Raw genomic sequence first — 22,747 nt, forward strand, 5'->3', positions numbered from 1 at the left:
TACTCCCGTAATTCGAGGTGTGACCTGTCCCTACCTCGCCTACCGCGAGTCGGCCGACGGCGCGAGCTTCGACGAAGCGCGCGCCTACTGCGAGGCCGCCGAACGGTTCGTCCAGCCGATGCGCGCGGACATCTGTAACGACCGGTTCGACCTCGACCACGCCGAGGACTGCGAGATATATCTCGACCACGCCGGGGACGGCGACGAGTCCGACGGTCGAGGGGAGGGCGACGACGCGTGAGCTACGAGCGCTTTCTCGCCGACGAGCCGGTCGTCGTCACGGCGGCGCTGACGGGCGGGATCCACGGCAAGGAGGCCAACCCGAACCTGCCCGAGACGCCGGAGGAGATCGGGAAGGCAGCGGGGGAGGTCGAGGCGGCTGGCGCGTCGGTCGTCCACGTCCACGCCCGGAGGGACAACGGCGAGCGGGCGTTCTCGACCGAGCGCTTCCAGGCCATCGACGAGGCGATCCGGCGGTACACCGACGACGTGATCATCCAGCACACGACCGGCGCGACCCAGGCCCCGACCGAGAAACGACACCTGTCGCTGCGGACCGACCCGCCGCCGGAGATGGCGTCGCTCGACATGGGGCCGCTGAACCGCTACGACCGACTGACGAGCGAGAACACGCTCGCCACCATCGATGCGCTGTACGACGAGATGGCCGACCGCGGTATCAAGCCCGAACTGGAGGTGTTCAACGACGGTCACCTCAACGAGATCCACGGGCTGCTCGACCGACGTGAGTTGGCCGATCCGGTCTACGCGACGCTCATCTTCGGGCCGGGGACGCTGACGCGGCCGCGACCCCGGAACTTCCTGAACGCGATCGACAACCTCCCCGAGGGCGCGCTGTTCAACACGCTCGGGTTCGGCCGCCACCAGCTCCCCTTCGCGACGATGGGGATCCTGTTCGGCGGGAACGTCCGCGTCGGCCTGGAGGACAACGTCTACTACCGGCAGGGCGAACTCGCCGAGAGCAACGCCCAGCTCGTCGAGCGCGTGGTCCGAGTCGCCGACGAACTCGGCCGGGAGGTTGCCGACACCTCACAGGCGCGGGACGTTCTGGGTCTCTGATTCCCGGCGACTGCGTGGGACTCCGGGACCGCGGGGCACGCTGGTCGGACCGGTAACGCCGATGTCATCGGGTGGCGCCGATGTCGGCGAGCGCCTTTGTATGGCGACACCGTATAGACGTCTATGACCGCCCAGCGACGCGCGCTCGGAGCGACACCGACGGACGAACACCCGACTCCCCCCGCGGAGGTGGCCTGAATGGACGGTCCCCATCAGGGACAACAGCTCGCGACGGGTGGGACGCCGCTCGACGAGGCCGAGGCCGCCATGATCCTGGTCCACGGCCGCGGCGCGACGGCCGAGAGCATCCTACAGATGGGGCGGCAACTCCACGAGGACGGCGTCGCCCTGCTCGCCCCACAGGCCGCGCGCAACACCTGGTACCCCAACTCCTTCCTCGAACCGGTCGAGTCGAACGAACCCGGTCGCTCGTCGGGCCTGCAGGCCATCGAGGACGCCCTCGGCGAGGCGAACGACGCCGGGATCCCCACCGAGCGGGTCCTGATCCTCGGGTTCTCACAGGGCGCCTGTCTCGGGTCGGAGTTCGTGGCGCGCAACCCCGAGCGCTACGGCGGCCACGTCGCCTTCTCCGGCGGGCTCATCGGCGAGACGGTCGACCCCGCGGCGTTCGAGGGGTCGCTGGAAGGAACCCCCTCGTTCGTCGGCTGCAGCGACGTGGACCCGCACATCCCCGAGGAGCGCGTCCACGTGACGACGGAGGTGCTGGAGAATCTGGAGGCGGACGTAGAGGAGCGTATCTATCCGGGGATGGGCCACGGCGTCAACGACGACGAGGTCGAGTACGTGAGCGGGATGGTCGCGGACCTGGTCGACGACTGAGTCGCCGGCCGACGCTCCCTTTCTGACCCGTCAGAGCGTCTCCGAGGCGAAGCGTTCGACGATCTTCTCCTCGGCGCGCTGGAGGCGGTACTGCACCGTCGAGTGGGGCGTGTCGAGCAGCTCGGCCAGGTCCGCGACGGTGGCGTCCCGCGGCGTGCCGTAGTAGCCCGCTTCGACCGCGCTCGCGACGGTCTCCCGTTCCTCCGGCGTGAGGAGGCCGGCGGTGCCGAAGCCGCCGTTCCAGTTCTGCGGGTCCGAGACGTGCCCGAGTTCCAGCGAGATGCCCTCGCGGAGCTGGGCGTCGATCCGGTCGTACAGTTCGCCGACGGCGCAGTCGTCGGGGATCAGCAGCCGCCAGACGTACTCGTCGTCGCGCCGCTCGGCCTCGATCAGGAGGCCGTCGCCGACGTGGTCGACGGCGAGGTAGGGGATCGAGTGGCAGTGCTGGATCTCCTCGCGACGCGTGAAGTAGACGCGGTGTTCGGGGTCGGAACTGACGACCTGGTACTCGCGGCTGGAGTCACAGCCGGCCACGTCCAGACACTCGTTGCACGTCGTCTCGTCGAGGAAGTGCTCCTCGACGGCGTCGAGCGCCTCGGGCGGGCCCAGCACGTGGTCGACGCGCCACATCGACCGGTCGTTGGCGAAACACGCCGCCGTCTGGGCGCGCAGCCCCGTCCGCTCGACGAACACGTCCATCAGCTCGTCGGCCCCCTCTCGGTAGGTCAGCACGAACTCGAACTCCCGCATGTTCGCCCGATAGGTTGGATATAGCTAAGGAGTTTCGATTCGCGACGAATCGACAGTGTCGTCCGAGCGAGATGACACGGGCCAGTCGGTGGGATCGTTGGGCATCTACAACGACCGACCGCCCGACGAACGCGGGACCCGATCCCGTCCCGACGGTCGGGACGATACCCCGCGTAGGTAACGTAAATTTCACACGTGGGTGTGATGTATCCTCGATCCCGAACGATGGCCGGAGAGTCCCGACGAACGCTGTACGCGGCGGTGTTCTCGAATCTGGTGCTTCTCGCGGGGCTGTTCGTCTTCGGCTGGAACCCGCGGTTGCTTCTCCTGCTGTACTGGTTCGAGGCGGGCGTCGTCGTCGTCAGGGAGGCCGTACAGGGGTTGTTCGCGGAGCTGCCGCCGTCCGACGAGTACAGACCGCTCCGGGCGCCGCTTCCCCTGTCGGCGCTCGCGGAGGTGCGGGGCGGGTTCCGACCGGTCCGGTGGCTCCCGCCGGTGTACCCGCGGAACGTGCCGTACGTCCTGGCGGGGCTGATCCCGTGGGTCGCGTTCTGGCCGTTCGGGGGGCTCGTGCTTTCGGCTCAGGTCGTGCCGTGGTTGGAGCCGGTCGTTCCACCGGTGTCGGCCGCCGTGGCCGCGCTGGCGGTGCTGCTCAGACAGTCGTTCGAGACCGCCGACTGGCTCCGAACCGGCGGATACGAGACCATCTCGGCGACGGGCGGGGTCTCTCGAACGTACCTGTCACTGCTGTTCGTCCTCGCGTTCGTCGCACCGCCGGTCGTCGGTGCCGTGACCGCGACCGCGTTCCCTCGGATCGGGCTCGGGCTCGTCCTCGTCGCGTCCAAGGGTATCTACGACGCGCTCGAACTTCGGAACCCCGGATTCGTCCACTCGACGGTCTTCGACGCCGAGACGGTCGGCGAGGGATCGACGGTCGAACGGCCGGACGGCGACCCGCTCTCGGAGTTCAGAACCGACCGGCGTGCCGTGGTGGTCGTCGCGGCCTGTCTCGGCGCCCTCCTCTCCGTGTTCGGTGTGACGGTCTTCCTCGTCCTCCTCGGCGGACTGACGGGGATGCTCGTCGGCGGTGCGTTGTGGGGGACGCCGCGCGGTCCGGTCGTCGGTGCTATCGCTGGTATCGGGACGATCGTCGCCGTCCGCGCCGGTGTGCAGGTCGTCGCCGGCTGGGTCCTGGGCGCGTACACCGTCTACCGGGTCTATCCCGACGCCGTCGTCGAGTACAACGCACTTACGGAGGAACCGCAGTGGGCGGTCCCGCGGGGAGAGATCTCCGAGTTCACCGTCGCTGACGGCCGCCTGCGGTCGCTGTTGCCGGAGTGGTTCGGAATCGCCCGTCTGAAGAGCTACTCGGGCGACGACCGCCTCGTCGGGTACGTCTCCGACCCCGAGGCGATAGCGGAACTGCTCGACCGCTGACGGCCTCGGCTCCGCTAGCTGAAACACCAGTTCGCGACGACGGCACGACGACGCGGCGGTCGAGCTGTCGGACACGCCCGACAGAGCGGCCATCGGGAGCGATACGCACGTGGACGCTACGGCGTGTCGAGCGCGTGGTTCCCCCGGGCCACGAAACGAACTCGGCCCGGTCGGTGTCGGGTCGACGGCCGACAGTTAGTTTTCATAGATGATATTCGAATAGGTCGGTTTATGCGGACGAGTCAGAACGTACCGTCCATGTCCGCCGAGACCATCGAGGACGCGACGAACTACACTATCGAATGGGACGACGACATCGAAGCGATCGTGTTCACCTGGGACGAGTACGTCTCCGGCCAGACGTTCAGGGACGCGTGCGAGGCGCTGCTCGACGCTATCAAACGGAAAAACGCTAGCAAGGCTCTGACCGACACGCGCAGCGTCAACGCTCACGACGCCGAGGACCAGGAGTGGCTACGGAACGACTGGATGCCGCGCGCGCTCGACGTCGGCCTCGAGTACTCCGCGATCGTCCACCCGGACAGCGTGATCGCGGAGATGGACGTGGAGAGCATGATGGACGGCGCGGATCCCAGCGGCGCGGCGCCGTTCCTGACTTCGGACGTGGCCGAAGCCCGCCAGTGGCTCGGCGACCAGTAGACCGGCCGGACCGAGACGACCGATTCACGAGCGTTCGATCGACCGATACCGGTCGCCGTCGTCTCGGGTCGCCAACCCGAACGCGACGCTCCAGCCGAGCAACCGCTCGGTCCGTTCGAGCCACTCGGCCTCCCAGTCGGTGTGGCGGTCGCGCTCCCACCGGGGGACGTGGTCGCGCAGTTCGTCGAACGCCTCCGCGGTAGTCAGCGACTCGGCCCCGCGGAGCGCGTCGAGCACCTCGCTCGCGCCGAACACCCGGCGCTCGAAGGCGTCGCCGAGGTCGGCTTCGGCCGCGTCGACGCGTCGGCGCCTGAACCCTCGCGGCGTCTCCGCGACGAGTTCGAGCGCCTGGAGGAAGGTGAGATACTCCCGGGCGGCGTCCCGGGAGGGCGCCGCCGTCTCGTCGACGATCCGGAGACAGCAGTCCTCGACCGTCCCCGGGACCAGCGGCACGGCGCGCTGGGCGTCGACGAGGAAGGCCCGGTCCCGAACCGGGGGAACGATCTTGTAGCGCACGCTAGAGGCCGAAGCTCTCCGCGAGGCGCTCGTCGTTCACGTCGCCGAGGACGTGCGTGTCGCCGCCGACCACGTCGATCGTCACCTGCGCGGGCGCGAAGACGGACTCGGGCACCTCGAGGAAGTCCCAGTCGGCGTCGGCGAAGATCTCGGCAAAGGGCGTGTCGTACTCGGCGGTCGCGGTCGAGGGCACCTCGTCGAAGCGGTCGAACGGTTCGTCGACGACGAGGTGGGCCTGGCCGCCGTAGGCCAGCGCGTCGTTCGTCCGCGCGATGGCCGTCTCCTCGTCGTCGGCGACGGGCGCGACCGGCGCCGACCCCGTCACCGAGAGGATGTCCAGCGGGTCGTAGCCCAGCTCCGAGAGCCGGAAGGCGGCCAGTTCGGCCGCGCGGGCGGCCATCGCGACGCTGCCGGTGAGGCTGGCGGTCGAGAACGCCTGGACGAACACGCCGCTCTCGGCGACGCCCGCGCGCTCGGCGACGTGCTCGATCACGGCCTCGTCCGGGACCGTCTCCGTCTCGATCGCGAGGACGGCGAACTCGAAGTCGTCGCGATAGCCGACGCGCTGGAACTCGTCCTCCTCGGCGACGAGCGCGCGTGCGGGGCCGCTGCCGAGCCCCTCGAAGCCGTCGACGCTGAGCTCCCAGCCCGCCTTCTGCGAGCACAGCAGCGCCATCGCCGGGTGGTCGGTCGACAGTTCGACGTGGGTCAGCGGCGCGCCCGCGACCTCCTCCAGGCTGCTCTGGACGGTCGCCAGTCCGGCCGTCTGTATCTCCGCGAGCATCATCCCCGCCTCGACGCCGCCCGGCACGTCGACCCCGAAGTCGACGACCAGCGCCTCGCTGTCCAGCTGGTGGGCCGCGACGTTCAGCTCGTCGGCGAAGTCCAGTGCCTCGTCGACAAGGTCCGTCGCGGTCCGGTTGAGACTCTCCATACACCGCCATCCACGCCGCCGGACCTTCGGTCTTCGGTTCGCCGTCGCGGTCGCCCGGTCCTCCGCCCGCCTGAATCTCCGCCCGCCCGGACCGCGTCGTCGACCGGGCCGCCTCGCCTCACTCGGTGCGCTCCCGCCTGGCCTCGCGCCCCAGATGCTCCTCGACGGCGTCGACCTTCTCGCTCGCGGCCTGGTCGACCGTGCGCTTGTCGTCGACCTTGAGGAACGTGCTCACGCGGTCGGCGTCGACCGCCTCGTGGGCCGCGCCGGCCGCCGCGAACAGCTCCGCCGAGTCGTCGGCCTCGATTATCGTCCCCATCGGCGTCGTCTCGTAGCCCACGTCGAACTCGTCGAGCGCCGCGACCGCCTTCGCGACCTCCCCGGACATGCTCCCCTCGACGACCGGTGCGACGCTCAGGAACCCGATGACTGTCATGGCCGCGCCTACGACCGCGCGAGCCAAAGGTGCTCCGCCGGTGTGGGCGCTCGCTCTGGGGGGCCGCCCGGTTCGGCGCGCTCGGGGCCCCGGGACGAACTGTCTGCCCACTGGTTGCGAGGTTCTCAAAGGAGAGATTCGGACCGAAAGGTTAAGTACCGAACTCAGGAGTCCGTAGAGTATGACGGGCTTACCGGATTCGCCCTCCTACGAGGAGGACGAGACGATCGCGAAACTGCAGCAGGCGCTGGACGAGGCGACCGGCGTCGACCTGCGCGCCGCGCTCGAAGGCGCCATCGAAGACCGAAAGGCGGAGATCCGACGGGACGCGCGCGCTACCCAGCCCGCGGACTGAGTCAGTTCCCGACCCCCCGGCGCTCCGCGCGCCGGAAAGCGGCGATTAACTGCGACCGTTTCGCGTCGCGGGGCCGTACTTTCTGGAGGAACCCACCGGAGCGGAGGCTCCGCATCGGCGAGGGGAGACGAGGGCGATGTCCGTCCCTACCGGATGCGAGCGACACGCAAAGCGGTCGCTCGCGGAGTGGTTCGCGGAAGGAGTGCGACGGGCGAGATTTGAACTACGTCCAGACGTGCTCGCCCGTTCCACTCGCTGCGCGCGACTGGCCTACTTCGAATCTCTCTCCCGCACACAGCCGCTCACGGATGCGAGCGACACGCAAAGCGGTCGCTCGCGGAGTGGTTCGCGGAAGAAGTGCGACGGGCGAGATTTGAACTCGCGTTAGGACCGTGGCAGGGTCCTGTGATACCACTACACCACCGTCGCATGCACGTTCGGCGTCCACCGGTCGGCCCGGCGCGCCTCACATCATAATCGACTGGCGGAGAGGGATAAAAGACTTCCGAAACGACCGAGCCGGCGGGCGATATCGGCGCGCCCCCTGTCGATCCGTGACGAGTGAACGGCCCCATCGACGGCCGACCGACGCCACGCTTTTCCGGCCGGCAGCACGTGTTCGTACGCGTTATGCCGGGCGATCCAGTTCAGTGTCCAGTCTGCGGGTGGACAGGCCAGCCGAACGACCTCGACGCCGGGCAGGGGCGCGGTAGCTGCCCGGTCTGCGACGAGACGATACCGAGCCACGACTAGACGACCGCGCGGCCCCGGCACGCGACCCCGGCGCGGCTCGCCACGCGTCTGACTTCTCCCCGCGCGTGGGCGTCCGTCGCGGGAAAGGATCCGGACCGGGACGCTGTCGGTCGGCGCTCGACCGTCGCCGCCCTCGGCTGCCGATCGCGGCGATATCTACCTCGACGCCAACCGGCGACCAGCCGGTGAGTATCGAAGGGCTTCGAGCGGCGTATGTGTGAACGGTGGCCATGTGAAGCCGTCTCTCCAGCGCGCGTGAAGCGCGCTTTTTTTAAGGGTGGGCTGGGGATGTATCGCTACAGTCTAGTGGCGCGGCGCGGAAGCGTCACGGCATGACGACCAGCGTGCTCGTGCCGGCATCCCTCACCCGGGAAGCCGAAGACAAACGCGAGGCGACTCGCAAAGTAGGTTACGTGGCCCGCGCGGCCACTGTCTTCCGGGTGGACCGCCTGACGGTCTATCCCGACCCCGACGGGGTCGAGAAGAGAGGTGCCGGGTTCGTCGAAACGGTGCTGCGGTACGCCGCCACACCCCCCTACCTCCGAAAGGAGGTATGGGACAGGCGGGGCGAACTAGAGTACGCGGGCGTCCTGCCGGCGCTTCGCACCCGCTCATGGACCGGCTCCGGTTCGGACGAATCGGGGTCGTTAAGACAGGGAATCGTGACCGAGGTCGGTGCTGATGGACGCGTACGGGTCAATTGCGGCCTGCAACACCCAGTCTCGCTCCCCGTGCCCTCCGGAATGGAGGTCGGGGAGGGGGAGCGCGTCTCCGTCAGGGTCTCTTCGCGACGACCGGTTCGGGCGAAGCTCGTCGACGAGCCCGCGGCAGGGTTCGTCGTCGACTCGACCGATATCGACGACGCACTCGCGCGTCCGGACGCCGGGCTGACCATCGCGGCCTCTCGCTACGGCGAGGAGCTGACCGTCACGAAGCTCGACCAGCTGGTCGAACGGCTTCGTGGCGGCGATGGCGCCGGTGCCGAGACGGGCGGATCCGACGAATCTGACGCATCCGACTCCGAGGCGGCGCCCGCAGGTGACCTGACGGTCGCCTTCGGCGCGCCGGAACGGGGGCTGCCCCCCATCCTCGGCGAGGACCCGGACACCGTCGCGGCGGAGACAGGCGACGACAGGTTCGACCTCTGGCTCAATACGGTTCCGGACCAGGGAAGCGAGGTCGTGCGAACGGAGGAAGCGGTGTTCGCGACGCTCGCGCCCCTCAGGCTGACGAGGTAAGACAAATGCCAGGAACGAACAGACCACGCAAAGGCTCGCTGGGCTTCGGCCCGCGTACGCGAGCGGCGAGTGAGACCCCGCGGTTCAACAGCTGGCCCGACGACGACGGCCAGCCGGGTCTCCAGGGCTTCGCCGGCTACAAGGCCGGCATGACACACGTCGTGCTGATCAACGACGAGCCCGACTCCCCCCGCGAGGGGATGGAGGAGACCGTCCCCGTGACGGTTATCGAGACGCCGCCGATGCGCGCGGTCGCGCTCCGAGCCTACGAAGACACGCCGTACGGCCAGCGTCCCCTCACGGAAGTGTGGGCCGACGAGTTCCACGGTGAGCTCGACCGGACCCTCGACGTACCGGAGGACCACGACGCTGACGCCGCAGAGGAAGAGATCCGACAAGCACACGAGGCCGGCGACCTGGGCGACGTGCGCGTCATCACGCACACCGTCCCCACCGGTATCGCCGGCGTCCCGCGCAAGAAGCCCGACGTGATGGAGACCCGAGTCGGCGGCGGCTCGCTCTCCGACCGTCTCGACTTCGGCCTCGATCTCGTCGCCGACGGCGGCGAGCACTCGATGACCGACGTGTTCCGCGCCGGCGAGTACGCCGACGTGGCCGCGGTCACCAAAGGGAAAGGGACCCAGGGTCCCGTCAAGCGCTGGGGCGTCCAGAAGCGGAAGGGCAAACACGCCCGTCAGGGCTGGCGCCGACGCATCGGCAACCTCGGCCCGTGGAACCCCTCGCGCGTGCGCTCGACGGTCCCCCAGCAGGGGCAGACCGGCTACCACCAGCGCACCGAGCTGAACAAGCGCCTCATCGACATCGGCGAGGGCACCGACGCCACCGTCGAGGGCGGCTTCGTCAACTACGGCGAGGTCGACGGGCCGTACACGCTCGTCAAGGGCTCGGTCCCCGGTCCGGACCAGCGCGTCGTGCGCTTCCGGCCGGCGGTCCGCCCGAACGACCAGCCGCGCCTCGACCCCGAGGTCCGGTACGTCTCCACCCAGTCCAACCAGGGCGGGCGCGGGACCGCCGCGACCACACAGGAGGACTAACAGATGGAAGCAACAGTACGCGACCTGAACGGCGACGACGACGGGAGCGTCGAGCTCCCCGACGTCTTCGAGACGGACCTCCGGCCGGACGTGATCCGCCGGGCCGTCCTCGCCGCGCAGGCCAACCGGAAGCAGGACTACGGAGCCGACGACTACGCCGGGATGCGAACGCCCGCCGAGTCCCAGGGGAGCGGCCGCGGCATGGCCCACGTCCCCCGGGAGAACGGTCAGGGGGCGCGCGTGCCCCAGACCGTCGGCGGTCGCCGCGCGCACCCGCCGAAAGAGGAGAAAGACCGCGGGCTCGACATCAACACGAAGGAGAAGAAGCTCGCCGTCCGCTCGGCCGTCGCGGCCACGACGGACGCGGAAGTCGTCGCCGAGCGCGGCCACAACTTCGACGACGACGCGGAGCTCCCGCTCGTCGTCTCCGACGACTTCGAGGACCTGGTCAAGACCCAGGACGTCGTCGAAACCCTCGAAGCGCTCGGGGTCGACGCCGACATCGAGCGCGCCGACGAGGCGACGGTTCGCGCCGGCCGCGGGACGACCCGCGGGCGCAAGTACCAGCGCGCGACGTCGATCCTCTTCGTGACGAGCGAGGAGCCCTCGACGGCCGCTCGCAACCTCGCGGGCGCGGACGTGACGACCGCACGCGAGGTCAACGCGGAGGACCTGGCGCCCGGCGGCGACGCCGGCCGCCTGACGGTCTGGACCGAGTCCGCAGTCGCGGAGGTGGCCGAGCGATGAACTCGGTCATCAAGTACCCGAACATGACGGAGAAGGCGATGGACGACCTGGACTTCCAGAACAAGCTCCAGTTCGTCGTCGCCGGCGACGCGAGCAAGCCGGAGATCGCGGACGCGGTCTCCGAGCAGTTCGACGTCACCGTCGTGGACGTGACGACGCAGGTCCAGCCCGACGGCGAGAAGAAGGCGTACGTCAAGCTCTCGGAAGACGACGAGGCCGAGGACGTGGCCTCGCGGATCGGGGTGTTCTGACCATGGGACGACGAATCCAGGGACAACGACGCGGTCGCGGCACCTCGACGTTCCGGGCGCCGTCGCACCGCTACAAGGCGGAGCTGTCGCACCGGACGGTCGAGGACGGCGACGTGATCGGCGGGACGGTCGTGGACATCGAACACGACCCGGCCCGCTCCGCGCCCGTCGCGGCCATCGAGTTCGAGGACGGCGACCAGCGTCTCGTCCTCGCGCCCGAGGGCGTTGGCGTCGGCGACCACATTCAGGTCGGCGTCAGCGCCGAGATCGCGCCCGGGAACACGCTCCCGCTGGCGGAGATCCCGGAAGGTATCCAGGTGTGCAACGTCGAGGCCAACCCCGGCGACGGCGGGAAGTTCGCCCGCGCGTCGGGCGTCAACGCCCAGCTGCTCACCCACGACCGCAACGTGGCGGTCGTCACGCTGCCGTCGGGCGAGACGAAGCGTCTCGACCCCGAGTGCCGCGCGACGATCGGCGTCGTGGCCGGCGGTGGCCGCACGGAGAAGCCGTTCGTCAAGGCCGGCAACAAACACCACAAGATGAAATCGCGAGGGTCGAAGTACCCGACCGTTCGTGGTGTCGCGATGAACGCCGTCGACCACCCCTTCGGTGGGGGCGGTCGCCAGCACCCCGGCAAGCCCAAGTCCGTCTCGCGGGACGCCCCGCCGGGCCGGAAGGTGGGCGACATCTCCTCGCGCCGCACCGGCCGAGGTGGTAACTGATGAGTTCGGAATACCAGATCGGCCACGAAGGTGACTTCACCTACCGTGGTCACACGCTCGACGAGCTGCAGGACATGAGCCTGGAGGACGTCGCGGAACTGCTGCCCGCTCGACAGCGGCGAAGTATCACGCGCGGCCTCTCCGTGGAGAAGGAGAAGCTGCTCGACGAGGCCCGCGAGGCCGGCGAGGAGGAGACGGCCAACGACCCGATCCGCACGCATCTGCGCGACATGCCGATCGTGCCGGAGATGGTCGGGCTGACCTTCGCCGTCTACACCGGGCAGAGCTTCGAGCGAGTGAAGGTCGAGCCGGAGATGCTCGGTCACTACCTCGGCGAGTTCCAGCTGACACGGAACTCCGTCGAGCACGGCCAGGCCGGCATCGGGGCCACGCGCTCCTCGAAGTTCGTACCGCTCAAATAACATGGGAATCAGCTACTCAGTCGACGCCGACCCGGAGACCACGGCGAAAGCGATGCTTCGGGAGCGTCAGATGAGCCACAAGCACAGCAAGGCCATCGCCCGCGAGATCAAGGGCAAGACGGCCGGCGACGCCGTCGAGTACCTGCAGGCGGTCATCGACGAGGAGCAGTCGGTGCCGTTCCGCCAGCACAACTCGGGCGTCGGTCATCGAAACGACATCGACGGCTGGGACGCCGGTCGCTACCCCGAGAAGGCCAGCAAGGGCTTCCTCGACCTGCTCGAGAACGCGGTCGGCAACGCCGACGAGCAGGGCTTCGACGGCGAGAACATGGAGATCATGCACGTCGCCGCCCACAAGGTCGGCGAGTCCCAGGGCCGCAAGCCCCGCGCGATGGGGCGGGCGTCCCCCTGGAACTCCCCGCAGGTCGACGTCGAACTGATCCTCGAAGAGCCGGAGGGTGAGAACTGATGGCCGACGAACAGCAGTTCATCGAGGACGGCCTCCAGCGGACCCAGATCGACGAGTTCTTCGGCGACGAACTGGGCCGCGCGGGCTACGGCGGCATGGAGGTCGCCAAGACCCCGATGGGCACCCAGATCGTCCTGAAAGCCGAGAAGCCCGGCATGGTCATCGGCAAGGGCGGGAAGAACATCCGCAAGATCACGACGGAGCTCGAGGAGCGCTTCGACCTCGAGGACCCGCAGGTCGACGTCCAGGAGGTCGACGAGCCGGACCTGAACGCCCGGATCGTCGCCGACCGCCTGGCCAACGCCCTCGAACGCGGCTGGTACTTCCGCAAGGCCGGTCACACCACGATCGACCGGATCATGGAGTCCGGCGCGAAGGGCGCCGAGATCGTCCTCTCCGGGAAGGTCACGGGCGCCCGCTCGCGCGTGGAGAAGTTCAACCGCGGGTACATCAAGCACAACGGCGAGCCCGCCGAGAACATCGTCGACCACGGTATCGGTACCGCGGTCATGAAGCTCGGCACCATCGGCGTGCAGGTGAAGATCATCCCGCCGGACGCCGAGCTGCCCGACGACTTCGAGGTCTACGAGGACATGGAAGTCGAGGACTACGTCGAGGACGTCGACGACGAGTCCGTCGAGGAGCTCCTCGAAGGCGAGCCCGACGAGGGCGACGCCGAACCGGTGACCGAGGCCGAGGCCGACGACGAGTCGGCCGAGCCCGAGGTCGACGAGGAGGTCATCGAGGAGGCCGCCGAGGAGACCGAGGAGTTCGACGACGTTGACGTGCCCGACGACGAGGAGATCGACGAGGAACTCGAAGGCCTCGACGAGGCCGTCGACGAGGAGCTCGACGAGGAGACCGAGGCTGAAGCCGAGGACCTCGTCGAGGAGATGGAGGACGCCGAGGAGGACTCGGAGGCCGACGGGGCCGACGAGGACTCCGAAGCCGACGACGCCGACGAGGAGGGTGACGACGAATGACCGTCCTCTACACCGAGGAGATCCGCGACATGACGCCCGCCGAGCGCGAGGCGGAGCTGGAGGAGCTGGAGACGGAACTCCTGAACGACCGCGCCGTCAAGGCCGCGGGCGGCGCCCCGGAGAACCCGGGTCGAATCAAGGAGCTCCGCAAGGCCATCGCGCGGATCAAGACGGTTCAGCGGGAAGAAGGCGACCTCGAGGAGTCCGAGTAACGATGCTGACACCCGAGACGCTCACGAGACACGAACTGGTCGGGCTGGCCGCTCGCGTCCGCGCGGGCGACAACCCCGACCTGCTCGACATCGAGGGTCGCGTCGTCGCGGAGACGACGAACACCCTCGGGATCGAGCGGGGCGACCAGCCCTCCGGCCGGACGGCCGGCGAGCGAGCGACTCGGGTGGCGACGGTCCCCAAGGCGGGGACCACCTTCGAGTTCACGCTTCCGACGGAGGCGGGCGACGCCTCGGCCGGAGAGGTCGTGACCGTCGAAGGGCGCAGGCTGGTCGCACGGCCTGCACGACGAACGGAGAAATCTGGTGATAGCAAATGGCGCTAGGATTGAACGTACAAGAACCCGACGCGGCCTGTGACGACGATAACTGCCCGTTCCACGGCACGCTGAGTGTCCGCGGGCAGACGATCGAGGGCACAGTCGCGTCGACCGACATGGACAAGACCGTCGTCGTCGAGCGAGAGTACGACGTGCCGGTGCCGAAATACGACCGCCTGATGAAACGGCGGAGCCGTGTTCCGGCCCACGCACCGGAGTGCCTCGACATCGACGAGGGCGAGACAGTGACGATAGCGGAGTGTCGACCGCTCTCGAAGACGAAGAGCCACGTGGTCGTTTCCCGCGCGGGAGGTGACGACTGATGGAGGCGATGAAGGCAGACGTGACCCAGGGCCTGGAGAAGGGCTCGCTGATCAACTGCGCCGACAACACCGGCGCACGCGAACTGAAGGTCATCTCCATCGCCGGCTACTCGGGAGCGAAGAACCGCCATCCGAAGGCGGGTATCGGTGACAAGATCACCGTCTCGGTCACGAAGGGGACCCCGGAGATGCGGCGGCAGGTGCTGGAGGCGGTCGTCGTCCGCCAGCGCAAGCCGATCCGCCGCCCGGACGGCACCCGCGTGAAGTTCGAGGACAACGCGGCGGTCGTCGTCGACGACAACGAGGACCCCCGCGGTACCGAACTGAAAGGACCCATCGCCCGCGAGGTCGCGGAGCGATTCGGATCGGTCGCCTCGACGGCGACGATGATAGTATGAGCAAGCAACCACGCAAACAGCGGAACGACGACGCTTCGGCGCCGCTGCACGAGCGCCACGAGAAGGTCCGTGCGACGCTCGCGGACGACCTCCGCGAGGAGTACGGCCAGCGCAACGTGCGCGTCAACGAGGGCGACACGGTCGAGGTGCTGCGCGGCGACTTCGCCGGCGAGACCGGCGAGGTCGTCGACGTGGACCTCTCCGAGACCGCGGTGCGCGTCGAGGACGTGACGGTCGAGGCGGCGGACGGCGAGGAGGTTCCCCGTCCGGTCGACGCCTCGAACCTGCGGGTCACGGACCTGACACTCGAGGACGACCTGCGCCAGGAGCGTCTCGAATCGGAGGAGGACAGCGCATGACGAAACATCAGAAGCGACTCTCGGTGCCGAACAGCTGGCCGATCGAGCGCAAGACCGAGACGTTCACCGTCAAGGCCGACGCCGGCCCCCACGGCGAGGCGGGGGTTCCCCTGCTCATCGTCCTGCGGGACGTGCTCGGCTACGCGGACACCCGCAAGGAGGCGCGCTACGCCCTCGACCAGGACAGCGTCCTGATCAACGGCAAGGCCGTCTCCGACGAGGAGCGTCCGGTCGGGATGTTCGACATCCTGGCGTTCGTCGAGCGCGACGAGTACTACCGCGTGTTCCCCGGCGACGGCGGTCGGCTCGCGCTGACCCCGATCGACGAGGACGCGGCGGACTCGACGCTCGGCAAGATCGTGAACAAGCAACACGTCCCCGGCGGCGACGTGCAGCTGACGCTGCACGACGGACAGACGCTGACCGTCGACGAGGGCGCCCCCTACGACGGCGGCGACTCCGTGGTCGTCTCGAACGACGACGGCGAGATCGTCGCTCACTTCGAGTACGAGGAGGGCGCGCTGGTGACGGCCGTCGACGGCGCCCACGCGGGCGAGGTCGGCACGGTCGAGACCATCCAGGTCACGCCCGGCAGCGCCTCCAACAACGTCATCGTCTCCCAGGACGGCGCCGACGGCTTCGAGACGGTCGAGGAGTACGTCGTCGTCATCGACGAGAACTTCACCGACGACGAGGGCGAGGGCCCCGAGGACGTGACCGAGGAGGCCGCGGCCGACGTCGAGGAAGGAGGTGACGACGAATGAGCTCGGAGAGCGCCGATTCAGGGTTCCACGAGATGCGCGAACCGCGCGTCGAGAAGGTCGTCGTCCACATGGGCGTCGGCGAGGGCGGTCGCGAACTCGCGGACGCCGAGGAGATCCTGGAGAACGTGGCCGGGCAACAGCCCGTCCGCACCCAGGCCCAGGCGACCGTCGGCGAGTTCGGCGTCCGCCAGGGCGACCCGATCGGGGCGAAGGTCACGCTGCGCGACGAGGACGCGGAGGAGTTCCTCGAGACCGCGCTCGGCCTGACCGACCTCTCGGAGTCGCAGTTCGACGACACCGGCAACTTCAGTTTCGGCGTCGAGGAACACACCGACTTCCCGAGCCAGGAGTACGACCCGAACACCGGCATCTACGGGCTGGACGTGACGGTCAACCTGGTTCGGCCGGGCTACCGCGTATCGAAGCGAGACAAGGCGTCCCGACAGATCCCGTCGAGCCACCGGCTGGACGTGGCGGACGCGGTCGCGTTCGTCGAAGGGGCGTTCGACGTGGAGGTGAGCGAATGAGCGAGAGCGAGACAGACGAGCCCGAAACCGGCGAGCAGGTAGCAAAGCGGACCGGCCAGCTGGAGTCCTGTCAGCGCTGCGGGCGCGAGCAGGGACTGGTCGGCAAGTACGACATCTGGCTGTGCCGCCAGTGCTTCCGAGAGATCTCGCGAAGCATGGGATTCAGGAAGTACTCATGACAGGAAACGACCCACTCGCCAACGCGCTCTCGGGCATCGACAACGCCGAGAGCGTCGGGCATCTCGACCACGAGGTATCACCCGCCTCGAACGAGATCGGCAGCGTGCTCGAGGTCTTCTACGACCGCGGGTACATCGACGGCTTCGAGTTCGTCGACGACGGCAAAGCCGGTCAGTTCGAGGTCGAACTGAAAGGAGCGATCAACGAATGTGGCCCGGTCCTGCCCCGCTACTCCGCGGGCGCCGACGAGTTCGAGAAGTGGGAGAAGCGGTTCCTCCCCGCCCGTGACTACGGGACGCTCGTCGTCACGACCAGCCACGGGATCATGAGCCACTACGAGGCCCGCGAGGAGGGCATCGGTGGCCAGGTCATCGCGTACGTATACTGACAATGCCACGCACAGAACTACAGATTCCAGACGAGGCGAGCGCCGAGATGGACCATCTCGAACTCACAGTCGAGGGTCCCAACGGCAGCGTGACCCGACGGCTCTGGTACCCCGACGTCTCCGTGACGGTCGAGGACGGCTCGGTCGTCATCGAGAGCGACGAGGACGACGCGAAGACGATGTCCACGCTGGGGACCTTCGAGAGCCACGTTCGGAACATGTTCCACGGCGTCACCGAGGGCTGGGAGTACGAGATGGAAGTCTTCTACTCTCACTTCCCGATGCAGGTCGACGTCGAGGGCGAGGAAGTCGTCATCGAGAACTTCCTCGGCGAGCGCGCGCCGCGCCGCACCGAGATCCACGGGGAGACGGACGTGTCGGTCTCCGAGGAACAGATCACGCTGTCCGGTCCCGACGTGGAAGCCGTCGGCCAGACGGCCGCGGACATCGAACAGCTGACCCGCGTCACGGACAAGGACGTCCGCATCTTCCAGGACGGGGTCTACATCACACAGAAGCCGACCCGAGGTGACGCCTGATGGCAGACGACAACCCCGAACAGGAACCCCAGACGGACGCCAACGCCGACGAGGAGGCGCTCCCGCAGGACACGGTGGAAGACGACGAACTCGGCGAGTCGGAGCCGGCCGAGAGCGAGGACGACCTCGCCGCGGAGGCCGAGGCCGACGACGAGTTCGAGGAGCTGGAGGACATCAGCGGCGTCGGGCCCTCCCGAGCGTCGGACCTCGAAGACGCCGGCTACGACACCGTCGACGACGTACGCGGCGCCAGTCAGGAGGAGCTCGCCGACGTGGTGGGCAACGCCCTGGCGGCCCGCATCAAGGCCGACGTGGGCGGTCTCGAAGTCGCCGAGGAGACCGAGGCGGAGGTCGAAGAGGAGGAGACCGAGGCCGCCGAGGAGTCCGAGGAGCCGGCCGAAGACGTCGAGACCGAGATGCGTCCGCGCATCGAGGTCGACTTCGAGCCGGACCTCGACGAGAACACCGAGCGGCTGCTCAACGAGCGGCGGACGAAGAGCATGCCGCAGTTCAACCGGCAGGACCACCACAAGAAAAAGCGCGTCTCGACCTCGTGGCGCAAGCCCCGGGGGACGCTCTCGAAGCAGCGGATCGGCATCAAGGGCAAGGGCGACACCGTTCAGGCGGGCTTCCGCACGCCGACGGCGGTGCGCGGCCTGCACCCCTCTGGCTTCGAGGAGGTTCGCGTCCACAACGTCGACGATCTGGCGGACGTGGACGGCGACACCGAGGCCGTCCGCATCGCCTCGAAGGTCGGCGGTCGCAAGCGCGAGCGCATCGAGGACGAGGCCGAGGACCGGCAGATCAAGGTCCTCAACCCCACCTACGAGGAGGTCGAAGTCGATGACTGACCTGAGCGCACAGAAGCGAATGGCGTCGGACGTGCTCGACGTCGGCGAGAACAAGATCTGGCTCGACCCCGAACGCCAGGGCGAACTCGCGGACGCGATCACCCGAGAGGACATCCGCGAACTCGTCGACGAGGGCGCCATCCGCGCGGAGTCGCCGAAGGGCAACTCGCGCGGTCGCGCCCGCGAGCGCCAGGAGAAACGCGCCTACGGTCACCAGAAGGGACAGGGGTCCCGGAAGGGGACCGCGGGCGGCCGCGAGAACGAGAAAGAGAAGTGGCAGTCGCAGATCCGCGCACAGCGCGAGAAGCTCCGCGAGCTGCGCGACTCGGACGAGATCTCCAAGTCTCGCTACCGCGAACTCTACGACCGCGCGAGCGGCGGGGAGTTCGACAGCGTCGCGGACATCGAACGAACACTGGAGGACAACTAATGGCGACAGGACCACGCTACACGGTGCCGATGCGGCGTCGCCGCGAGGCCCGGACCGATTACCATCAGAGGTTGCGCCTGCTGAAATCCGGCAAACCGCGCCTGGTCGCTCGAAAGAGCAACCGGCACGTCACGGCGCAGCTGATCACCACCGGGACCGAGGGCGACGAGACGGTCGCGAGCGCGCACTCGAGCGACCTCGAGGAGTTCGGCTGGGAGGCGCCGACGGGCAACATGCCCGCCGCCTACTTGACCGGCGTCCTCGCGGGGCTGCGCGCGGTCGAAGCCGGCCTCGACGAGGCCGTCCTCGACATCGGCCTCAACTCCCCGACACCGGGTAGCAAAGTATTCGCAGTACAGGAAGGCGCAATCGACGCCGGACTCGACGTTCCCCACAACGACAGCGTGCTCGCCGACTGGTCGCGCACGCGCGGCGAGCACATCGCCGAGTACGCCGAGCAGCTCGACGACGGGCTGTACGGCGGGGACTTCGACGCAACAGACCTACCGGAGCACTTCGACGACATGCGAGAACAACTGCTGGAGGCGGATGAACTATGAGTAGCGGCTGGGAGCCGCGGACACGGCTCGGCAACGCGGTCGCCGAGGGCGAGATCGACTCGATGCAGGACGCCCTCAACTCCGGCCTGCCGCTCAAGGAACCGGAGATCGTCGACCAGCTCGTCCCCGGACTGGAGGACGAGGTGCTGGACATCAACATGGTCCAGCGGATGACCGACTCCGGTCGCCGCGTGAAGTTCCGCTGCGTGGTCGTCGTGGGCAACCGCGACGGTCTCGTCGGTTACGCGGAAGGACGCGACGACCAGGTCGGCGGTGCGATCCAGAAGGCAATCGAGGTCGCGAAACTCAACCTCATCGACGTGTCCCGCGGCTGCGGGTCCTGGGAGTGTGGCTGTGGGCGCGCCCACACCGTCGCGCTCCGGACGACCGGCAAGGCCGGGAGCGTCGAGGTCGAACTGCAGCCCGCGCCGCGCGGGCTCGGGCTCGCGGGCGGGGAGACGGTCCGCCACGTGCTCGAACTCGCGGGCATCGAGGACATCTGGACGCGCTCGTCGGGCAACACGCGCACGACGGTGAACTTCGCGAAAGCGACGTTCAACGCGCTCCAGAACACCGCCGAGGCCCGCGTCCCCCAGGAGACCTGGGAGAAGCGCGAGGTGATCGAGTGATGCAAGCGCTCGTTCAGCTCCGCGGCGAGGTCAACATGAACACGGACATCCAGGACACGCTGGAGATGCTCAACGTCCACAACGTGAACCACGCCGCCCTGGTCCCGGAGACGGAGGCCTACCGCGGGATGGTCACGAAGGTCAACGACTACGTGGCCTACGGCGAGCCCAGCGTCGAGACGGTCGCGCTGCTCGTCGAGCGGCGCGGCGAACCCCTCGAAGGCGAGGCCGACATCGACGACTCGTGGGTCGTCGCCAACACCGACTACATGAGCGTCGAGGAACTGGCCGAGGCGCTGGTCGACGAGGAGACGACGCTGCGCGAGCAGGGGCTGGCGCCGACGCTGCGCCTGCACCCGCCCCGCGGCGGCCACGACGGCATCAAACATCCGACCAAGGAGGGCGGCGAGCTCGGCAAGCACGACACCGAGTCCATCGACGACCTCCTGGAGGCGATGCGATGACATCCAAGAAGAAACGACAGCGCGGCTCCCGCACGCACGGCGGCGGCTCCCACAAGAACCGCCGCGGCGCCGGCCACCGCGGCGGCCGGGGCAACGCGGGCAGCCGCAAACACGAGATGCACAACCACGGCCCGTGGGACAAACACGGGTTCGAACGACCCGACGACGTCCAGGACGACGTCGCGGAGGTCGACGTCCGCGAACTCGACGAGGACGCCGCGCTGCTGGCGGCCGAGGGCGTCGCCGACGAGGAGGGCGACGGCTACGCCATCGACGCGCGTGACGTCGCCGAAGACGGTCACGAGGTCGACGTGGTGAAGGTGCTCGGCGCCGGTCAGGTGCGCAACGAGCTGCACCTGGTCGCCGACGCGTTCTCCGACGGAGCCGAGGAGAAAGTCGAGGACGCCGGCGGTTCGGTCGAACTGACCGAGGCCGGTCAGGCCCGCGCCGAGGAAACCGACAAGGATACACCTGACGAAGAAGACGACTCATAAACATGGGCTGGAAGGACACCGCCGAACCGGTACTCACCCGCATGCCCACCGTCCAGCGACCGGAGGGGCACGTCCCCTTCAAGCGCAAGCTCGGCTGGACGGCCGGCGTGCTGGTGCTGTACTTCTTCCTGACGAACGTCTTCCTGTTCGGCCTCGGGAGCGGCCAGGGCCAGGACGCCTTCGGCCAGTTCCGTTCGATCCTCGCCGGCGGACAGGGCACGATCATGCAGCTGGGCATCGGGCCCATCGTCACGGCGAGCATCGTGTTGCAGCTGCTCGGCGGTGCCGACCTGCTCGGTCTCGACACGCAGAACAACCCCCGGGACCAGGTGCTGTACCAGGGGCTCCAGAAGTTCCTGGTGCTCGTGATGATCTGCCTGACCGGGCTGCCGATGGTGTTCGCCGGGAGCTTCCTGCCGGCCAGCGACGCGCTGGCGCAGTCGTTCCCCGGCGGCGTCTTCGGCGTGAAGTGGCTGATGTTCGCCCAGATCTTCGTCGGCGGTGTCCTCATCCTCTACATGGACGAGGTCATCTCCAAGTGGGGCGTCGGCTCCGGGATCGGTCTGTTCATCATCGCCGGCGTGAGCCAGCGACTGATCGGCGGGCTCGTCTCGACGAGCTTCATCGGCAACGAGGGGAACATCGGGCTCATCCCCACGTGGATCGGTATCGTCACCGGTAGCGTCGACGTGGGCCCGATCCTCGGGAGCGGACTGCAGACGCTCATCTTCGGTCAGGGTGACATCCTCGCGATGATCACGACGGTCATGATCTTCGTGGTCGTCGTCTACGCCGAGAGCGTCCGCGTGGAGATCCCGCTCTCGAACACGCGCGTCAAAGGCGCCCGCGGTCGCTTCCCCGTGAAGCTCATCTACGCGAGCGTCCTGCCGATGATCCTCGTCCGCGCGCTGCAGGCCAACCTCCAGTTCCTGGGCCGTATCCTCTACGCCCAGCTGGGGAGTCTGCCCGCGTGGCTCGGCACCTACCAGGAGTCGGCGGGCGGTGTCGCCAACCCGGTCGGCGGCCTGTTCTACTACATGGCCCCGGTCCGGAACCCCGAACAGTGGATGTGGTGGCTCGGCCAGACGAACGCCGAACCGTGGCAGATCATGCTGCGGGTCGGCGTCGACCTGACGTTCATGGTCATCGGTGGCGCCATCTTCGCCATCTTCTGGGTGGAGACCACCGACATGGGTCCGGAGGCGACCGCCCAGCAGATCCACAACTCCGGGATGGAGATCCCCGGCTTCCGCCGCAACACCAGCGTCATCGAGAAGGTGCTGGAGCGGTACATCCCGCAGGTGACCGTCATCGGCGGCGCGCTGGTCGGCCTACTGGCCGTCCTCGCCAACATGATGGGGACCATCGGCGACGTCTCCGGGACCGGGCTGCTGCTGACGGTCTCGATCACCTACAAGATCTACGAGGAGATCGCCGAAGAGCAGCTCATGGAGATGCACCCCATGATGCGCCAGATGTTCGGGTAGAACCGCCGAAGATCCGACCGCGTTCGACCCCATTTTTTCGACGCCCGATACCGGACAGCGGCGGTGCCGGGCGACGGCGGAACGGGAGAGCGCGACGGGGGCGTGCGGTCCCGCCCGTGTGGGCCCTCGCGGCCCCCGATATCGTCCCAGCTTATT

35 protein-coding genes and 1 tRNA gene are annotated in these 22,747 nt (G+C 68.3%); 31 read left to right on the forward strand and 5 right to left on the reverse strand.

Annotated features, from left to right (window positions below; translation table 11 throughout):
* The first annotated feature begins 19 nt into the window (after window positions 1–19).
* The 3 genes from HZS54_RS16605 (at window position 20) to HZS54_RS16615 (ending at window position 1,920) form a co-directional block, all read left to right on the forward strand.
* Window positions 20–241: a hypothetical protein gene (locus HZS54_RS16605; protein WP_179918203.1), complete on the forward strand. Its 222-nt coding sequence runs from the start codon at window positions 20–22 to the stop codon at window positions 239–241.
* Entirely contained in the window at window positions 238–1,080 is an 843-nt protein-coding gene (locus tag HZS54_RS16610) for a beta-keto acid cleavage family enzyme (protein ID WP_179918204.1), read from the forward strand. Before HZS54_RS16605 ends, HZS54_RS16610 begins: the two co-directional genes overlap by 4 nt.
* Before the next feature lie 198 nt (window positions 1,081–1,278).
* Complete coding sequence (locus HZS54_RS16615; protein WP_179918205.1) at window positions 1,279–1,920, forward strand: alpha/beta hydrolase; 642 nt, start codon at window positions 1,279–1,281, stop codon at window positions 1,918–1,920.
* Window positions 1,921–1,950: 30 nt separating this feature from the next.
* On the opposite strand, the gene HZS54_RS16620 is transcribed toward HZS54_RS16615, so the two are convergent.
* On the reverse strand, window positions 1,951–2,670 hold the full coding sequence (locus HZS54_RS16620; protein ID WP_179918206.1) for a helix-turn-helix domain-containing protein: 720 nt from the start codon (window positions 2,668–2,670) through the stop codon (window positions 1,951–1,953).
* Window positions 2,671–2,895: 225 nt separating this feature from the next.
* Between HZS54_RS16620 and HZS54_RS16625 the strand changes: the two genes are divergently transcribed.
* Both HZS54_RS16625 and HZS54_RS16630 read left to right on the forward strand, forming a co-directional pair.
* Window positions 2,896–4,107 (forward strand): DUF6498-containing protein, encoded by a 1,212-nt coding sequence (locus tag HZS54_RS16625; protein WP_179918207.1) that lies wholly within the window; start codon window positions 2,896–2,898, stop codon window positions 4,105–4,107.
* Between the two features lie 258 nt (window positions 4,108–4,365).
* Complete coding sequence (locus tag HZS54_RS16630) at window positions 4,366–4,767, forward strand: hypothetical protein (protein ID WP_179918208.1); 402 nt, start codon at window positions 4,366–4,368, stop codon at window positions 4,765–4,767.
* A 24-nt stretch (window positions 4,768–4,791) separates the two neighbouring features.
* On the opposite strand, the gene HZS54_RS16635 is transcribed toward HZS54_RS16630, so the two are convergent.
* The 3 genes from HZS54_RS16635 to HZS54_RS16645 form a co-directional block, all read right to left on the reverse strand.
* Window positions 4,792–5,283, reverse strand: a complete 492-nt coding sequence (locus HZS54_RS16635; protein WP_179918209.1) for a double winged helix-containing putative transcriptional regulator — start codon at window positions 5,281–5,283, stop codon at window positions 4,792–4,794.
* A gap of 1 nt (window position 5,284) precedes the next feature.
* The gene (gene mch, locus HZS54_RS16640; RefSeq protein WP_179918210.1) at window positions 5,285–6,217 is read right to left on the reverse strand and encodes a methenyltetrahydromethanopterin cyclohydrolase; all 933 of its coding nucleotides are present in this window, start codon (window positions 6,215–6,217) and stop codon (window positions 5,285–5,287) included.
* 118 nt (window positions 6,218–6,335) lie between these two features.
* Window positions 6,336–6,653: an MTH1187 family thiamine-binding protein gene (locus tag HZS54_RS16645; protein WP_179918211.1), complete on the reverse strand. Its 318-nt coding sequence runs from the start codon at window positions 6,651–6,653 to the stop codon at window positions 6,336–6,338.
* 181 nt (window positions 6,654–6,834) lie between these two features.
* Between HZS54_RS16645 and HZS54_RS16650 the strand changes: the two genes are divergently transcribed.
* Complete coding sequence (locus HZS54_RS16650) at window positions 6,835–7,008, forward strand: hypothetical protein (RefSeq protein ID WP_179918212.1); 174 nt, start codon at window positions 6,835–6,837, stop codon at window positions 7,006–7,008.
* 358 nt (window positions 7,009–7,366) lie between these two features.
* On the opposite strand, the gene HZS54_RS16655 is transcribed toward HZS54_RS16650, so the two are convergent.
* Window positions 7,367–7,437: transfer RNA gene (locus HZS54_RS16655), tRNA-Gly, on the reverse strand.
* Window positions 7,438–8,093: 656 nt separating this feature from the next.
* Here HZS54_RS16655 and HZS54_RS16660 point away from each other — a divergent pair.
* Genes HZS54_RS16660 through secY form a run of 25 tightly spaced genes read left to right on the forward strand, consistent with a single transcriptional unit; the run spans window position 8,094 to window position 22,591 of the window.
* A complete protein-coding gene (locus HZS54_RS16660; RefSeq protein WP_179918213.1) occupies window positions 8,094–8,999 on the forward strand; it encodes a putative RNA uridine N3 methyltransferase in 906 nt (301 codons plus the stop codon).
* Between the two features lie 5 nt (window positions 9,000–9,004).
* Window positions 9,005–10,054 carry a 50S ribosomal protein L3 gene (gene rpl3p, locus HZS54_RS16665; RefSeq protein ID WP_179918214.1) on the forward strand — a complete coding sequence of 350 codons (1,050 nt, stop codon included), beginning with the start codon at window positions 9,005–9,007 and terminating at the stop codon, window positions 10,052–10,054.
* Between the two features lie 3 nt (window positions 10,055–10,057).
* On the forward strand, window positions 10,058–10,801 hold the full coding sequence (gene rpl4p / locus HZS54_RS16670; protein WP_179918215.1) for a 50S ribosomal protein L4: 744 nt from the start codon (window positions 10,058–10,060) through the stop codon (window positions 10,799–10,801).
* Complete coding sequence (locus tag HZS54_RS16675; protein WP_179918216.1) at window positions 10,798–11,052, forward strand: 50S ribosomal protein L23; 255 nt, start codon at window positions 10,798–10,800, stop codon at window positions 11,050–11,052. Before rpl4p ends, HZS54_RS16675 begins: the two co-directional genes overlap by 4 nt.
* Window positions 11,053–11,054: 2 nt before the next feature.
* Entirely contained in the window at window positions 11,055–11,774 is a 720-nt protein-coding gene (locus HZS54_RS16680; protein ID WP_179918217.1) for a 50S ribosomal protein L2, read from the forward strand.
* Entirely contained in the window at window positions 11,774–12,196 is a 423-nt protein-coding gene (locus tag HZS54_RS16685) for a 30S ribosomal protein S19 (RefSeq protein WP_179918218.1), read from the forward strand. The genes HZS54_RS16680 and HZS54_RS16685 overlap by 1 nt, the downstream gene beginning before the upstream one ends.
* 1 nt (window position 12,197) lies before the next feature.
* Window positions 12,198–12,665 (forward strand): 50S ribosomal protein L22, encoded by a 468-nt coding sequence (locus tag HZS54_RS16690; RefSeq protein WP_179918219.1) that lies wholly within the window; start codon window positions 12,198–12,200, stop codon window positions 12,663–12,665.
* Window positions 12,665–13,648 (forward strand): 30S ribosomal protein S3, encoded by a 984-nt coding sequence (locus tag HZS54_RS16695; protein WP_179918220.1) that lies wholly within the window; start codon window positions 12,665–12,667, stop codon window positions 13,646–13,648. Before HZS54_RS16690 ends, HZS54_RS16695 begins: the two co-directional genes overlap by 1 nt.
* Window positions 13,645–13,860: a 50S ribosomal protein L29 gene (rpmC, locus tag HZS54_RS16700; protein ID WP_135363718.1), complete on the forward strand. Its 216-nt coding sequence runs from the start codon at window positions 13,645–13,647 to the stop codon at window positions 13,858–13,860. Before HZS54_RS16695 ends, rpmC begins: the two co-directional genes overlap by 4 nt.
* A 2-nt stretch (window positions 13,861–13,862) precedes the next feature.
* Window positions 13,863–14,204, forward strand: a complete 342-nt coding sequence (locus tag HZS54_RS16705; protein ID WP_179918221.1) for a ribonuclease P protein component 1 — start codon at window positions 13,863–13,865, stop codon at window positions 14,202–14,204.
* Window positions 14,195–14,521, forward strand: a complete 327-nt coding sequence (locus HZS54_RS16710; RefSeq protein WP_179918222.1) for a 30S ribosomal protein S17 — start codon at window positions 14,195–14,197, stop codon at window positions 14,519–14,521. The genes HZS54_RS16705 and HZS54_RS16710 overlap by 10 nt, the downstream gene beginning before the upstream one ends.
* Entirely contained in the window at window positions 14,521–14,919 is a 399-nt protein-coding gene (locus HZS54_RS16715; protein WP_006884834.1) for a 50S ribosomal protein L14, read from the forward strand. Before HZS54_RS16710 ends, HZS54_RS16715 begins: the two co-directional genes overlap by 1 nt.
* Window positions 14,916–15,278: a 50S ribosomal protein L24 gene (gene rplX, locus HZS54_RS16720; protein ID WP_179918223.1), complete on the forward strand. Its 363-nt coding sequence runs from the start codon at window positions 14,916–14,918 to the stop codon at window positions 15,276–15,278. The genes HZS54_RS16715 and rplX overlap by 4 nt, the downstream gene beginning before the upstream one ends.
* Window positions 15,275–16,042, forward strand: a complete 768-nt coding sequence (locus tag HZS54_RS16725; protein ID WP_179918224.1) for a 30S ribosomal protein S4e — start codon at window positions 15,275–15,277, stop codon at window positions 16,040–16,042. Before rplX ends, HZS54_RS16725 begins: the two co-directional genes overlap by 4 nt.
* The gene (locus HZS54_RS16730) at window positions 16,039–16,569 is read left to right on the forward strand and encodes a 50S ribosomal protein L5 (RefSeq protein WP_179918225.1); all 531 of its coding nucleotides are present in this window, start codon (window positions 16,039–16,041) and stop codon (window positions 16,567–16,569) included. The genes HZS54_RS16725 and HZS54_RS16730 overlap by 4 nt, the downstream gene beginning before the upstream one ends.
* Window positions 16,566–16,748, forward strand: coding sequence for a 30S ribosomal protein S14 (locus HZS54_RS16735; RefSeq protein WP_179908052.1), 183 nt, complete (start codon window positions 16,566–16,568; stop codon window positions 16,746–16,748). Before HZS54_RS16730 ends, HZS54_RS16735 begins: the two co-directional genes overlap by 4 nt.
* Complete coding sequence (locus HZS54_RS16740; RefSeq protein ID WP_179908053.1) at window positions 16,745–17,137, forward strand: 30S ribosomal protein S8; 393 nt, start codon at window positions 16,745–16,747, stop codon at window positions 17,135–17,137. Before HZS54_RS16735 ends, HZS54_RS16740 begins: the two co-directional genes overlap by 4 nt.
* Window positions 17,138–17,139: 2 nt before the next feature.
* Window positions 17,140–17,676 (forward strand): 50S ribosomal protein L6, encoded by a 537-nt coding sequence (locus tag HZS54_RS16745; RefSeq protein ID WP_179918226.1) that lies wholly within the window; start codon window positions 17,140–17,142, stop codon window positions 17,674–17,676.
* A complete protein-coding gene (locus tag HZS54_RS16750; protein ID WP_246391675.1) occupies window positions 17,676–18,527 on the forward strand; it encodes a 50S ribosomal protein L32e in 852 nt (283 codons plus the stop codon). Before HZS54_RS16745 ends, HZS54_RS16750 begins: the two co-directional genes overlap by 1 nt.
* Window positions 18,520–18,957, forward strand: a complete 438-nt coding sequence (locus HZS54_RS16755; RefSeq protein ID WP_179918227.1) for a 50S ribosomal protein L19e — start codon at window positions 18,520–18,522, stop codon at window positions 18,955–18,957. The genes HZS54_RS16750 and HZS54_RS16755 overlap by 8 nt, the downstream gene beginning before the upstream one ends.
* Complete coding sequence (locus HZS54_RS16760) at window positions 18,957–19,517, forward strand: 50S ribosomal protein L18 (RefSeq protein ID WP_179918228.1); 561 nt, start codon at window positions 18,957–18,959, stop codon at window positions 19,515–19,517. The genes HZS54_RS16755 and HZS54_RS16760 overlap by 1 nt, the downstream gene beginning before the upstream one ends.
* Window positions 19,514–20,146 (forward strand): 30S ribosomal protein S5, encoded by a 633-nt coding sequence (locus HZS54_RS16765; protein ID WP_179908057.1) that lies wholly within the window; start codon window positions 19,514–19,516, stop codon window positions 20,144–20,146. The genes HZS54_RS16760 and HZS54_RS16765 overlap by 4 nt, the downstream gene beginning before the upstream one ends.
* Entirely contained in the window at window positions 20,146–20,610 is a 465-nt protein-coding gene (gene rpmD, locus HZS54_RS16770) for a 50S ribosomal protein L30 (RefSeq protein ID WP_179918229.1), read from the forward strand. The genes HZS54_RS16765 and rpmD overlap by 1 nt, the downstream gene beginning before the upstream one ends.
* On the forward strand, window positions 20,607–21,104 hold the full coding sequence (locus HZS54_RS16775) for an uL15m family ribosomal protein (RefSeq protein WP_179918230.1): 498 nt from the start codon (window positions 20,607–20,609) through the stop codon (window positions 21,102–21,104). Before rpmD ends, HZS54_RS16775 begins: the two co-directional genes overlap by 4 nt.
* 2 nt (window positions 21,105–21,106) lie before the next feature.
* Window positions 21,107–22,591 (forward strand): preprotein translocase subunit SecY, encoded by a 1,485-nt coding sequence (secY, locus tag HZS54_RS16780; RefSeq protein WP_179918231.1) that lies wholly within the window; start codon window positions 21,107–21,109, stop codon window positions 22,589–22,591.
* Window positions 22,592–22,747: the final 156 nt, after the last annotated feature.

Origin of the sequence: Halosimplex pelagicum, assembly GCF_013415905.1 — an archaeon.
In the GTDB taxonomy this organism is placed as follows: domain Archaea; phylum Halobacteriota; class Halobacteria; order Halobacteriales; family Haloarculaceae; genus Halosimplex; species Halosimplex pelagicum.